At 47.6% G+C, this 13,606-nt stretch carries 14 protein-coding genes; 8 read left to right on the forward strand and 6 right to left on the reverse strand.

The window, feature by feature from the left end; translation table 11 throughout:
* From AK963_RS01500 to AK963_RS01515, 4 genes are all read left to right on the forward strand, one after another.
* Positions 1-276 (forward strand): single stranded DNA-binding domain-containing protein (locus AK963_RS01500; RefSeq protein WP_139117193.1); only part of this gene is annotated, 276 nt, incomplete at its 5' end.
* 30 nt (positions 277-306) lie between these two features.
* A complete protein-coding gene (locus AK963_RS01505) occupies positions 307-669 on the forward strand; it encodes a hypothetical protein (protein ID WP_066013497.1) in 363 nt (120 codons plus the stop codon).
* A gap of 178 nt (positions 670-847) precedes the next feature.
* The gene (locus AK963_RS01510; protein WP_066013498.1) at positions 848-2,044 is read left to right on the forward strand and encodes a Rha family transcriptional regulator; all 1,197 of its coding nucleotides are present in this window, start codon (positions 848-850) and stop codon (positions 2,042-2,044) included.
* Between the two features lie 4 nt (positions 2,045-2,048).
* Complete coding sequence (locus AK963_RS01515) at positions 2,049-2,228, forward strand: helix-turn-helix transcriptional regulator (RefSeq protein WP_066013499.1); 180 nt, start codon at positions 2,049-2,051, stop codon at positions 2,226-2,228.
* Here AK963_RS01515 and AK963_RS01520 read toward each other — a convergent pair.
* A complete protein-coding gene (locus AK963_RS01520; protein ID WP_066013501.1) occupies positions 2,220-3,404 on the reverse strand; it encodes a tyrosine-type recombinase/integrase in 1,185 nt (394 codons plus the stop codon). The genes AK963_RS01515 and AK963_RS01520 overlap by 9 nt on opposite strands.
* A gap of 281 nt (positions 3,405-3,685) precedes the next feature.
* On the opposite strand from AK963_RS01520, the gene gmhB reads away from it, so the two are divergent.
* Together gmhB and AK963_RS01530 are read left to right on the forward strand one after the other, a co-directional pair.
* Positions 3,686-4,252 carry a D-glycero-beta-D-manno-heptose 1,7-bisphosphate 7-phosphatase gene (gene gmhB, locus AK963_RS01525; protein WP_066013503.1) on the forward strand — a complete coding sequence of 189 codons (567 nt, stop codon included), beginning with the start codon at positions 3,686-3,688 and terminating at the stop codon, positions 4,250-4,252.
* Positions 4,252-5,010, forward strand: a complete 759-nt coding sequence (locus AK963_RS01530; RefSeq protein ID WP_066013505.1) for a lysophospholipid acyltransferase family protein — start codon at positions 4,252-4,254, stop codon at positions 5,008-5,010. The genes gmhB and AK963_RS01530 overlap by 1 nt, the downstream gene beginning before the upstream one ends.
* A 41-nt stretch (positions 5,011-5,051) precedes the next feature.
* Here AK963_RS01530 and lpcA read toward each other — a convergent pair whose 3' ends face one another.
* The 5 genes from lpcA to dnaA all read right to left on the reverse strand — a co-directional run bounded on the left by lpcA (position 5,052) and on the right by dnaA (position 12,156).
* Positions 5,052-5,636: a D-sedoheptulose 7-phosphate isomerase gene (lpcA, locus tag AK963_RS01535; protein ID WP_066013507.1), complete on the reverse strand. Its 585-nt coding sequence runs from the start codon at positions 5,634-5,636 to the stop codon at positions 5,052-5,054.
* A 55-nt stretch (positions 5,637-5,691) separates the two neighbouring features.
* The gene (gyrB, locus tag AK963_RS01540) at positions 5,692-8,106 is read right to left on the reverse strand and encodes a DNA topoisomerase (ATP-hydrolyzing) subunit B (protein ID WP_066013509.1); all 2,415 of its coding nucleotides are present in this window, start codon (positions 8,104-8,106) and stop codon (positions 5,692-5,694) included.
* On the reverse strand, positions 8,099-9,244 hold the full coding sequence (recF, locus tag AK963_RS01545) for a DNA replication/repair protein RecF (RefSeq protein ID WP_066013511.1): 1,146 nt from the start codon (positions 9,242-9,244) through the stop codon (positions 8,099-8,101). Before recF ends, gyrB begins: the two co-directional genes overlap by 8 nt.
* A 105-nt stretch (positions 9,245-9,349) precedes the next feature.
* Entirely contained in the window at positions 9,350-10,453 is a 1,104-nt protein-coding gene (gene dnaN, locus AK963_RS01550) for a DNA polymerase III subunit beta (protein WP_066013512.1), read from the reverse strand.
* Positions 10,454-10,521: 68 nt separating this feature from the next.
* Complete coding sequence (dnaA, locus tag AK963_RS01555; protein WP_202969700.1) at positions 10,522-12,156, reverse strand: chromosomal replication initiator protein DnaA; 1,635 nt, start codon at positions 12,154-12,156, stop codon at positions 10,522-10,524.
* A gap of 711 nt (positions 12,157-12,867) precedes the next feature.
* Here dnaA and rpmH point away from each other — a divergent pair.
* Positions 12,868-13,002 (forward strand): 50S ribosomal protein L34, encoded by a 135-nt coding sequence (gene rpmH, locus AK963_RS31145; protein WP_081622094.1) that lies wholly within the window; start codon positions 12,868-12,870, stop codon positions 13,000-13,002.
* 14 nt (positions 13,003-13,016) lie between these two features.
* Positions 13,017-13,388 (forward strand): ribonuclease P protein component, encoded by a 372-nt coding sequence (gene rnpA / locus AK963_RS01560; RefSeq protein WP_066013514.1) that lies wholly within the window; start codon positions 13,017-13,019, stop codon positions 13,386-13,388.
* Positions 13,389-13,606: the final 218 nt, after the last annotated feature.

The following is a 13,606-nucleotide window of genomic DNA, read 5'->3' on the forward strand; positions in this document are numbered from 1 at the left end:
AAGCTACAGACCCGTAAGTGGCAGGACAACAGCGGTCAGGATCGCTACACCACCGAAGTGGTGGTCAATGGCATCAATACCCAGTTCCAGATGCTGGACGGTCAGAACCCGCAGCCTGCCCAGTACCCGCAGGCACCACAGCAACCTCAGCAGCGTCCGGCCAACCACCCGGCACAACACGCACCGCAGAACAACCAGTACCAGCAAGCCCGTAACGGTCAGCAGTCTCCTCCCCAGCAGGGTTATGACGAATATGACCCGAACATCCCATTTTGAAGAACGTAGCTTTTCTAAAAGGAGACAAAGATGCCAAAGCTATCCATCAATGATCTGCATATCGCACGGTCTGTTGATAACACCGCCCGAAACGAGCCTGAAGACAAGGACAAACTACTCCGCCTTAAACTGGATCGCGTCAAGGCACAAAACCAGACCAACGATCTGCTCCACTCATTACCTGGCAAGAAAATTTGTAAAGGGTGCCTGACTGGTGCGGCACTGGATGCCCTGCTGACCCTGACGATTCCCGACGATGCATCCCAGAGAGAAAGCCAGCGGCAGGAACGGCTGATTATGGCCTATGTAATTCAGACCGCTCTGGAGAACCACGACGAGGGCAAGGAAGGGGATTTCGCCGTCTTTCCCGGCTCACAGCACACCACCCACTGATCAGGGACGAAGCATGATTACTGAAAACACTCCACTGGATCGCCATCCACGGAAGAAGCGTCTGAAGCTGACCCAGCGCCGGGCAAAGTTCAAGACCCAGAAAGTCGCCCGTCGCCTGAACCGGAGGTAAAGCGGCCAGTCTCCAGTAACAAAACCAACATTAAAAAAGGCAAATGTTATGGAACAACAAAATACTGCTCTTGGTTTTCTTAATATCAATTCAGACGTTGAAACAATGTCCAGCCGTGATATTGCCAGGATCACTGGTAAACGCCATGACCATGTTGTTCGAGACATAAAAGTCATGTGCGAACAGATGGAATGGGGCCTCCCCAAATTTGAGGACACCTATATTAACCAGCAAAATGGCCAGGAATACTGCCAATACAACCTGCCTTTCTATGAGTGCATGACCTTGATCACTGGCTATGACGTTAAACGTCGAGCTGCGATCATCCAGCGGTGGCACGATCTGGAGTCCGGCAAATCACAGCCCATGATCAAGCAGGAGGATCACCCCTCCCCGCACCAACTGCTGGAGCTCCACATGGACGCCAGCCTCAAAGCCATCACCTTTGCCAGAGAGTTCGGCCTTGACGGTAACCAGGCCATGCTGGCGGCAGATCGCATGGTCAAGAAACGCCTCGACTTTTCCCCACTGGAAGAAATGGGTCACCCCGCCCTGATCGCCCCGGTCAAAGCCCCGCTTTACACGGTTACCGAGCTGGGCAAACTGTCCGATCCGGTCTTCTCCGCCGTCAATATGAACCTGCACCTTCACGACCACGGATTGCAGGTCAGGGTGGGTGATCAGTGGACGCCTACCGACAAGGGCAAGCCGTTCTGTGAAATGCTCGACGTGGGCAAGCATCACGGTGACGGCCCCCCCGTCAAGCAACTGAAGTGGTATGCCTCCGTACTGCCGACGCTCACCAAACCATGGCGGCGTTACGTCACGCCAAAACCGGCAGAAAAGACACCAGCGCCAGAACCAAAGCCCACACCGCCAGCCGTAGCAGAGGATCAACCTGACACCGTGAAACCCGCCATCACCCGACAAAAAGGGAGCAAGCGCAGCTATGACCGGATGCGGGGCCGCTACGGCCTGCCGGATCACTTTTCAATCTATGAACTGGCCGACGAGCTGGAGCTGCAAAAAGGCTACATAGAGGATGTGTTGCAGAAGAACCGCATCATCAAATGGAAGCCCATGAAGCGCAGCGGCAAATTTATTCTGACAGACACCGGCTGGCACTATGGCCAGATGTGGGACCCATCCGCAAAGCAGTTCCGAGACAAGGGCAAGCAGCTAATGAGCACACCATGCCAGCCGGTCTTTGGTTACGACATTTTGAAGTTTTTTATGAAGGGGTAGATATATGGAAAGGAATGCGCCACGCTTCATTACTGTGAAAGAGATAGAAGCTGAGTACGGAATTTGCAGAAAGACTATCTGGAAACTCCGTCAGCACCCAGAGTTTCCAAAACCGGTTGATCTACCAATGCGCCGTGTGCTGTTTCGCCGTTCTGATGTAGAGCAATACATGGACTCAATCTAAAATGTATACCCCTATCAGATCGAGTAGCTTCCGTTGTGCTACTCGCCGCTGATCCAGTAACTCCCGCTTATAATGCTGCTGCACCTTCCCCAGTGAATGCCCTTGCATCTTCTCAACGACATCGTGATCAATATCCAGTACATCCCGCATAACGCTCACAGTTGTACGCCGTAAATCATGCGGATGAAAGCGGTCTATGGGGATGTCTGACATTTCGAACATCCTGTCCAAGGTATTGTTTATCGTTGCGGTTGAAATTGGAGTAGTGAACGGCATTCTGGTAGCTGACACCAAATAGTCAGACCGTTTACTTAACGCCATCATTTCTTTCACCATGGCAACAACTTCCGGTTCCATAGGAACCTCCGCAGGCTGGCCTTTGATTTCCCTTTCATTGATCCGTTTTTTGTGTTTTTTCTGCTTTGTTGTCCATATCCCTTTTTCAAGGTCAAAGGCTGATTTCTTTGCTCTGATCAATTCATTCTTCCGGCAACCGAAAACCAAAAGCAAAGCACAGCAGAGGTAAACCTTTCTACTGGCATACCTTCCAAGGTAATCAAAAGCGATCTCTATTTCTTCTACCGACAAGGAACGCGTCTTAATATTCTCTGCACCGCCTGCATCCTTTTTTGGTGACAGTCGATAGGTTGGATCAAACTCTATCAGCCTTAGACTGTATGCCAGCGAGAAAACTTGTTGGATGAGGGAAAGCACTTTATTACAAAGTGATGGCTTATTCTTGCATTCATTCAGGCACTGCTTGATGTCCATCGTAGTAACCTGATCAATCCCCATTTTCAAAAGTGTGGTGATCCGTTTCTTATTTCTAACATAAGTGTCGTATGTTTTCTGGCTGATCACTTCTTTTTCCAGTTCGTCCTTTTTCTCCTGCAATAACAGCTTGTATATATCCTCAAAGGTTTTCCTACGGATTATGTTTTCCGGTTTCGCCTCTTTTAATTCCAGAGCTTTAAGCTTGGCTTTAGTCAGGGTAATTTCCCCATGACCACCCAATGTCTTTTCTCTCCTTTTCTGATTCTGGTCTGTATACCTTGCTGAATAGGTGATTCGCCCTGAACTGGATGTCCTTAAATGAAGGTTTTCTCCGACTTGAATTTTTGAACCCGGAATAGCAGCGTCAACAAATCGCTGTATATCCTCTTTGGTTACGTTCATAATTGATCCGTCTTTTTTGTACTTATTCTTGATTGGTGGCAAGAATTATAGGGTTTGCCACCAATGCTTGCCACCAAAGCTCTTACACCACATAGAAATTTGATAGCCTGCATACACATCAGGAAACATCAAAAAAACAAATAATTCAGACGGTTATAGACGCAGTACACAGGTACGGACATTCTGAAACAAAAGCAGTATTTTTTTGTTACAGAAAAGCTAAGCACAACCTGATAAAGTGCGGCGCCAGCCGCACTTTTTTTATGTGTTTCAGGAGCACTATGACCAAGCTTGTTATTCTGGATCGAGATGGCGTTATCAATGAAGATTCAGACCAGTACATACGGTCTGAAGAAGAGTGGCTTCCCATTCCGGGAAGTATTGAAGCCATTGCCCGACTGTCCTCTAAGGGCTATAGCGTCGTCGTAGCGACAAACCAGTCCGGATTAGCTCGTGGCTACTTCACGCTCAAAGAGCTCGATGCCATGCATGACAAGCTAACCAGACTGGTCAAAGCCCAGGGTGGTCATGTTGATGGAATCTACTACTGCCCACACGGGCCGGATGATCACTGTCAGTGCAGAAAGCCAAAAACAGGCCTTATAGACCAGATTTTTACTGATTACGGCGCTAACCCAGCAGAAACCTGGGTAATCGGTGATTCTCTTCGTGATTTACAGGCGGGTGTAACCAGTGGTTGTAAGGTTGCACTGGTGTTGACTGGCAAAGGCCTTAAAACCCAAGCTAAACTCATCGAGCATCCAGAAGAACTTTCTGGTACCAGGGAAGTACCTGTTCATAACAATCTCAACAGCTTTGTAGAAGAATTACTTTCAGAGGGATTTTAATGTCATCAGCTGTCGGTTCTGCAACCACCCAGGCAGTAGCCAATACCTTTTCTTTTATAAGAACCATTGTCTTTTACTTTTCGCTGGCGGTCTGGACTGTGTTCTGGGCAATGCTGATGATCCTGTTTATCTACCCTTTCCGGTTTAAACTCCGTCACCGAATATTTGTCAAAACATGGGCCATTGTATCGGTATATCTTTGTCGTTTAATTTGTGGCGTTCGATGGGAGGTAAAAGGAAGAGAGAATATACCTGATACTCCTTGTGTGGTTATCAGTAACCATCAAAGCACCTGGGAAACCTTTTTCCTGCAAACATTACTGACGCCTCAAACTCAGGTGATCAAACAGGAGCTACTGAAAATCCCCTTCTTTGGCTGGGCTTTTAAAAAAATAAAACCGATTGCCATTAATCGTAAGGATGCTCGACAAGCTCTGCAGCAAGTAAGAGATCAGGGTAAAGCGGCACTTGAGCATAACGTCTGGGTTCTTATTTTTCCTGAAGGAACTCGAACCCATCCCGGTGAGCCAGGAAAGTTTTCACGTGGAGGGGCAGGTCTGGCGAAAGCAGCAGAAGTGGATATTCTTCCGATTGCCCACAACGCCGGTGTTTTCTGGCCGAATGATTCATGGTTAAAACGACCAGGTACCATACAGGTTGAAATTGGTCCTGTGGTTAAAACTGAGCCGCTGTCAGTGGCAGAAGTTAATGATGCTACACGGAACTGGATTGCAGGTTCATTGAATAAAATGAACTGAAAGCTTCATGGAATAAAAAAGGCCGGTGCAACCGGCCTTTTTTATTCCATATACTTTTCAATAAGCTGAATCATAATATGAATTGCCTTGATATGAATTTCCTGAATCCGGTCAGCATAACCAAAGTGAGGAACACGAATTTCAACATCCGCCATACCTGCCATCTTGCCACCATCTTTGCCTGAAAGCAGAATAACCTTCATCCCTTTTGCTCTGGCAGCTTCTACAGCCTTGATGATGTTTCCGGAATTACCACTGGTGCTGATCCCAAGCAGTACATCCCCTTCTCTACCTACCGCTTCAACGTAACGAGAGAAGACATACTCATAGCCAAAATCGTTGGATACACAGGAGATATGACTGGGGTCTGAAATGGCAATAGCGGCATAGCCAGGACGGTTTTCTCGGAAACGTCCAGTCAACTCTTCAGCAAAGTGCATAGCGTCACAATGAGAACCGCCATTACCACAGGAAAGCACCTTGCCACCGGCTTTAAAGCTCTCAGACAATAGTTGAGCAGCAAGGTCTATAGATTCAAGATTGGCTTCATCATCCAGGAACCGGCTCAAAACAACAGCCGCTTCTTCCAGCTCCTGTCGAATAATTGCTTTAAATTCTGAAGACATTAGCAGAGCACCTGAGAATCAAAAAAGTGCCGGTTAAAACCGGCACTGGAATATATTAAATATCGAGGTTGGCGACATTCAGCGCATTGCTCTCGATAAACTCTCTGCGAGGCTCAACATGATCGCCCATCAGAGTATTGAAGATCTGATCAGCTGCAATGGCATCTTCAATGGTTACCTTAAGCATTCTGCGTACATCCGGATCCATGGTTGTCTCCCACAGCTGTTCCGGATTCATCTCACCCAAACCCTTATAACGCTGGATGTAGTGACGCTTGGTTGATTCACTCATCAGCCATTCAAGGGCTTCTTCAAAGGAAGATACCTCCTTCTTACGCTCACCTTTCTGAACAAAAGCCCCGTCTTCGATAAGACCCTGCAGTTTATTACCGAGAGAAACAATCTTTCCATAGTTAGCAGAAGAGAAGAAGTCAGCATTCCAGCGGTAGTGACTATCAACACCGTGGGCAATAATCGTTACTTTTGGCAGCCAGACATTAAGCTCCCTGTCTTCCTCTACAGAGAAGGTCATGGTGCTGCCTGCAGCTTTCAGGTTATCAATTCTTTCACTCAGCTGGGCAACCCAGGACTCCATCACGCTCTTATCAGCCAGACTCTCCGCAGTGACTTCAGGCATGTAAATCATTTCACGAAGTACTGAGACTGGATAAATACGAGACAGTTTATCAGCCACTTTATGGACGTCCCTGAACTCTTTTACCAACTCCTCAAGAGGATGATCACTGATCCCAGGTGCATTTTCGTTAACATGCAGACTGGCATTTTCAAGTGCTGACTGAGTCAGATAACCATCCAATGCACCATCATCTTTCAGATACTGCTCCTGCTTACCACGCTTAACCTTATACAGTGGTGGCTGAGCGATATAGATATAGCCATTTTCAATCAGCTCCGGCATCTGGCGGAAGAAGAAGGTCAGCAGAAGCGTACGAATGTGAGATCCATCCACGTCCGCATCAGTCATGATGATGATGTTATGGTAACGGAGCTTTTCAATATTGAACTCTGTACGACCGATACCACAACCCAGGGCAGTAATCAGGGTTCCTACTTCCTGGGATGAAAGCATCTTGTCAAAGCGGGCTTTCTCAACGTTCAGGATCTTACCCTTCAATGGCAGAATTGCCTGAGTCTTTCGGTTACGGCCCTGCTTGGCTGATCCACCCGCAGAGTCACCCTCCACTATGTACAGTTCAGAAAGCGCAGGGTCTTTCTCCTGACAGTCAGCCAGTTTTCCCGGCAATCCTGCAATATCAAGAGCACCTTTACGGCGGGTCATTTCACGTGCCTTACGAGCCGCTTCACGCGCTCTGGCAGCATCGAGCATCTTACCGACTACCGCCTTGGCTTCCTGAGGGTTTTCAATCAGGTAGTCCGAAAGGTATTTACCCATCTCCTGCTCTACTGCGGTTTTCACCTCGGAGGAAACCAGCTTGTCTTTAGTCTGGGAGGAAAATTTAGGATCCGGGACTTTAACGGAAATGATCGCCGTCAGACCTTCTCGAGCATCATCCCCGGAAGTAGCAACCTTAGCCGTTTTCTGGAAACCTTCCCGCTCTATATAGCCGTTCAGGCTTCGTGTCAGTGCTGCACGGAAGCCCGCCAGGTGTGTCCCACCATCGCGCTGAGGAATGTTGTTGGTAAAACAGAATACCCCTTCCTGGAAGCTGTCATTCCACTGCATGGCCACTTCTACACCAATACCGTCATCACGGGTGATTTCGAAGTGAAAGACTTTATTGATGGTGGTCTTATTCTGGTTCAGGTGCTCAACAAATGCCTTCAGACCACCATCGTATTTGAAGTCATCAACCTTACCGGTGCGCTCATCCGTCAGCTGGATATAGACACCTGAATTCAGGAAAGAAAGCTCACGCAGGCGCTTGGCCAGGATGTCATAGCTGAACTGAATATTTGAGAAGGTCTCTGGTGAAGGGATAAAGTGCAGTTCCGTACCGGTGACATCCGTTTCGCCAATAACCTTCAATGGTTCTTCCGGAACCCCCTGATGGTAAACCTGCTGATGAACCTTTCCATGCCGGCGAATGGTCAGTTTAAGCTGGCTGGAAAGTGCATTAACCACTGATACACCAACGCCGTGCAAACCACCGGATACTTTATAGGTGTTGTCATCAAACTTACCACCGGCATGAAGCACCGTCATGATAACTTCAGCGGCAGAAACGCCCTCTTCCTCATGGATATCTACAGGAATACCACGGCCATTATCTTTAACCGTAATGGACTCATCCGGGTGAATAATGACAGAAATTTTGTCGCAGTGACCCGCCAGCGCTTCGTCGATGGAGTTATCAACCACCTCAAACACCATGTGGTGCAGACCGGTACCATCATCGGTATCACCAATGTACATCCCCGGGCGCTTGCGGACAGCATCCAGGCCCTTAAGGACCTTAATATTGGATGCGTCGTAGTTTTGTTCACTCATGCTCTATCTCCAAAGACTCAGCCCGGCGAATACTTTGCTGACCAGGGTTATCATCCAGTGTAATTTGCCCATGTTTCACGTGAAACATTTTTACTTCCGTTTCAGGCAACCAGCAATCTTCAAGTGCCTCCTTCTCAACGCAGGTGATGAAGGTCTGGCAGTTCATTTTTTGAAACAGCTGGCATAACGCCAGCCTGTGTGGAATATCAAGTTCTGATGGCAGGTCATCCACAAGGAAAACACACTGCTTACCACTCAGCTCTTTATAAAGGAATCCCTGAGCCAGTTTCAGCGCACATACCACCAGTTTCATCTGACCTCGTGAGAGAATATCAACAGCACTCACCTTATCAACACGAATTCTTAGGTCTGCTCGCTGAGGGCCAGAATGGGTATAACCAGACTGCGCATCCCGAGCCAGTCCACTGCCGAGCACTTCGTTTAGAGACCGCTCTTTATCCCAACCACGATAATACTGAAGCGTCAGGTTCTCCAAGTCTGTCAATTCAGACAACACTTCATTAAAGACCGGAGTCAATCTCTGAATATAATCGCTGCGCAATACATCGATAGCATTTGCTGCTTTTTCAAACTCTACGTTCCACGAAATCAGTTCAGAACCGTTTATTCTACCATGACGGAGCAGACTGTTCCGCTGTTTCAGCGCTTTCTGCATGCGTTTCCATAACGGGAAAAAGTCATGATGTTTCACGTGAAACACCCCCCAGTCGATAAAGTTCCTCCTTAGCTTTGGAGAGCCTTCAAGCAAACGGAAGGTATCAGGATTAATCACCTGTAACGGTAACAACCGAGCAAGCTCTGATGTGGACTTGAGGTTTTCACCGGAAACCCGAATCTGTAGCGTCTCATCCCGAAGGTTTCTGGAAACACCCACCGGTATAGATCCGGATGTCACGCCTAAGCGACCAAAGACCGTGCAAACCTCTGCATCGCGATTGATCACCGGTTTGATTCTGGATGTCCGAAACGAACGGGCAACGCCGAGAATATGTATAGCTTCGAGCACACTGGTTTTACCACTGCCATTGAGCCCATAGAGCACGTTTACAGAGAGGGAAGGTTTAATCGAAACAGAGGAGAGGTTTCTAATATCGGTTATGGAGAGCTGCTGGATCATATTCTGTTTATTTCCGAGCCTGAGTAGCCCGGGGCCGGATCAGGACAGGCAAGTGGCTGATGCTGTTTTCAACATCAGCCACTGACTACTTCTGCCGACAGGCTGTTAAAGCCTCATGGGCATAACAACATACGTGGAATCGCCAGACTCAGACTCCTCAAGAAGCGCACTGCTATTAGGGTCTGAGAGCGTCATCTTGATGGACTCACCAGAAAGAACGGAAAGCACGTCCAGAAGGTAGCTGACGTTAAAGCCAATCTCCATTGAGTCACCGTGATAAGCCAGGCTAAGCTCTTCTTCTGCCTCTTCCTGCTCCGGGTTATTGGCAATAACCTTGAGCTGACCGTCAGAAAGAATCAGGCGGATACCACGATACTTTTCATTGGATAGAATAGAAGCACGCTGGAATGCCTGACGCAGCTCCTGACGTTCGCCAATAATGATCTTGTTACCACCTTTAGGGATCACGCGCTCATAGTCAGGGAACTTACCGTCTACCAGTTTTGAGGTAAACATGAAATCACCGGTTTTGGCTCTGATATGATTCGCGCCAAGAGTGATGTGAACACTCTCCTCCCCTTCAATCAGCAGACGGGCCATCTCTAGAATACCTTTACGGGGCACGATAACCTGATGTTTTTCCTGCTGATTGATATCTGCATCCACACTGCACATTGCTAGGCGGTGGCCGTCGGTAGCCACAGCGCGGAGGCAGTTCTGGCTGACCTCCAGCAACATACCATTCAGGTAGTAGCGAACATCCTGCTGGGCCATGGCAAAGCCGGTACGATCAATCAGGCGACGAAGACGTGACTGACCAATGGTAAAGGATACCGACCCGGCCTCTTCTTCAATACTGGGAAACTCATTAGCCGGCAGAGTAGAAAGGGTAAAACGGGATCTGCCAGCCTTTACCTTGACCCTCTGATCGTCCTGATGCACTTCGATCATGGTGTTTTCAGGCAGAGACTTACAGATATCCATCAGCTTTCTGGCCGGAACCGTAATCTCCCCTGCTTCGGCAACATCCTCAAGGGCAACACGGCCAACCAGTTCAACTTCCAGGTCAGTACCGGTTAAAGAGAGCTGGTCTCCATCGACTACCATCAACACATTCGACAATACCGGCAGCGTCTGTCTACGCTCAACCACACCGGCAACCAGCTGAAGTGGCTTAAGCAATGCTTCCCGATTAATGGTAAATTTCATCGCTTTCCTTTCTCTTGGCTAACTGGAAAGGCACGAAGGCCTTTCTGAAAAATAAGAATAAATAAGAGTTAACTGGTCAGTGATCGCAGCAGATTTTTGTAATCGCTTTTGATCTCATTATCCACTTCAACCAGCTCTTTCACCTTACGGCAGGCATGAAGCACCGTGGTATGATCACGTCCACCATAGGCATCACCAATCTCTGGCAAACTATGGCTGGTCAGCTCTTTAGACAGAGCCATAGCAATCTGGCGAGGCCTTGCCACAGAACGACTGCGACGCTTGGAAAGAATATCCGCCACCTTGATCTTGTAGTACTCTGCAACCGTCCTCTGGATATTATCTATACTGACTTGTTTATCCTGTAAAGCCAACAGATCTTTCAGGGACTCACGGATCAGATCAATATCAATATGACGCCCCATAAAGTGAGCACTGGCGATAACCCGCTTCAGAGCACCTTCAAGCTCACGAACATTTGAACGTATTCTCTGGGCAATAAAGAAGGCTGCTTCATGGGGAAGCTCCACTTTCTGCTGTTCTGCTTTTTTCATCAGAATGGCAACACGGGTTTCCAGTTCAGGAGGTTCAACGGCTACCGTTAACCCCCAGCCAAATCGAGACTTCAGACGCTCTTCAACGCCGCTGATCTCTTTTGGGTAACGGTCACAAGTCAGGATCATCTGCTGACCACCTTCAAGCAGTGCATTGAACGTATGGAAAAACTCTTCCTGTGAACGCTCTTTACCGGCAAAGAACTGGATATCATCAATCAATAGAGCATCAACAGAGCGATAATACTTTTTAAAATCATTAATGGCATTCAACTGCAGTGCTTTCACCATATCGGCAACAAAACGTTCAGAGTGCAGATAAACGACTCTAGCATTGCGGTTCTGCTTAACCAGGAAATTACCCACAGCATGCATCAAGTGAGTTTTACCCAGACCTACACCACCGTATAAGAACAGTGGGTTATAGGAAGCACCGGGGTTTTCTGCCACTTGTCGAGCTGCCGCCAGTGCCAGCTGGTTTGACTTACCCTCAACAAACGTTTCAAAAGTGAAACCAGTGTTCAAAGAACTGTGGTGCTTGATAGAACCTTCAACCTCTACCTGTCGAACAGGTGTTACAGGCTCTTCAGGCATATCACTTACAGACTCTTTCAGAGGGTTTACCTTTATCTGAGAGAGTTCTTCTGCCTGTCTTGAGTAATCTTCCTGAGAAGGGATACCTGAGCTCACTGGCTCTGATACCAGGTCAGGTTCAGGTGTATTATCCTGAGCTACCGGTAAAGAAGACACCAGCTCATGAGTAACCACTGAACGCTCAATAGCAGCCTGTTTAAGCGGATTCTCAATGGGCTTCTCTGAAACAGCTATCTCTCTTGGTTGAACTTCCCTCAGCTGAGGCTCTCTTGGGCGTGCCGATCGCTTGCTCAGTGAGGGTGGTCGGCGATTAGAAACCGCCAGAGCTACGGCTGGAGAGTCCCCATCAGACAGTTCATCCAGAATCTCTTCGATTCTTGGCAAAAACTTTTCTTTAACCCAGTCGGCAACAAAACGGTTGGGAGCCAATAAACACAGATCGTGTTCATCCCCCATCACTTTCAAAGGGCGAATCCAGGTGTTGAACTGCTGAGAAGACAGCTCATCCTGCAAGATATCGATACATTTTTGCCATAGCTCAAGGGGCACAGGCACTCTCCTACTCTCCAGGTACAGATCAAGATCTGATACGGATATCACTGAAGCCGGTCAGACAGCCTGCTGAAGACCTTCAGGTATGAAATAAAGGTTGGATAGACAAAAGGAAATTGTATCCTTTCTGGCAAAAGTTATCCACACCTGCAACAAAAGACAGCAGATAAACCAAAAGCAATAAAATCTTTATATTTCAAAAGGTTAGAAAAATAAAACCCCATAATGCGAAGGAAAATATTACTCACTATTCCCTGTGGGTAGGTTCGTTTATGAATGGCAATAAACCTTATGATCTTCCTGTGGGTAAATTGAATAACACTTGATCTGTGGATAACCGGGACACTTACCCACAGGAGATCAAGACCAAAGCAACAGCATAAATTCGGGATTTCGACAAGGAAGTACACACGCCTGAGATCAGGCTGCTACTGACATAAAAGGAGTTATCCACAGAAAAAACCTTTCTATATAATCATAATAAAATCAAAAAACATCACATAAGAGATAACTCTTCTATTTATATATTTATGAAGCAATGGAATTCTTATGAACTTTGAAATGAACCTTTCTTCTTATATATAAAGAACGAAGGATGTGTAGGGGAAACAACGGGTGGTAATACGGTGCTTCTTGACAAATGCAAATTGACGCTAACCCTGCAATTACTTAGAATGCCCGTCTTTTGTAAGTCCATTAAAACGAGTAACCACGATGAAAAGAACTTTCCAGCCAAGCAATCTGAAGCGCAAGCGTAACCACGGCTTCCGTGCACGCATGGCTACCAAGAACGGCCGTGCGGTAATCAACCGTCGTCGAGCTAAGGGACGCAAGCGTCTGTCAGCCTGATTAGAGCTATCAGTGTGAGCTTATCTTTTAGCCGTGAATCACGGCTACGCTCCTCGGCTGATTTCAAACAGGTATTTGATACAACGGATATCAAGGTATCCAGCAGACAGCTTCTTATACTGGCAAAAGCCAATGAGCTTGGCCGTGCAAGACTGGGGTTGGTGGTTGCCAAAAAAAATATTCGTACTGCCGTTGGCCGAAACCGGGCCAAACGTCATATCCGGGAAACCTTTCGTCTGCAACAGGATGAAGTAGGTAACCTGGATATTGTCGTTTTAGTCCGGAAAGGTTTCAGTGATCTAAATGACAGTGATCTGAACCAGCTTCTCAACAAGCAGTGGCAAAGGTTGAAACGAAGGCTGCACGAATGGGAAGCGTCGGCATAACTTTTGGCCAGGCTTGATATCCATCCAACCTGAAAGAACATGCCAGAGTAATGTAACAGGAAGCCCTACGGTATTTCCTGTTCGGCTCGACCAGGCTCAGAAAGCTTTCTTATATAAACAGCCACTTTTGAGCATTGACTGCTGAGGCTGTTGCCCGCGGAGGGCATTTTAATAAGCATACGGCTTTTATAAGGCTGAAGGCTTTCTATAGAGCTAAA

The sequence above is a fragment of the Endozoicomonas atrinae genome (genome assembly GCF_001647025.1).
GTDB lineage: Bacteria > Pseudomonadota > Gammaproteobacteria > Pseudomonadales > Endozoicomonadaceae > Endozoicomonas > Endozoicomonas atrinae.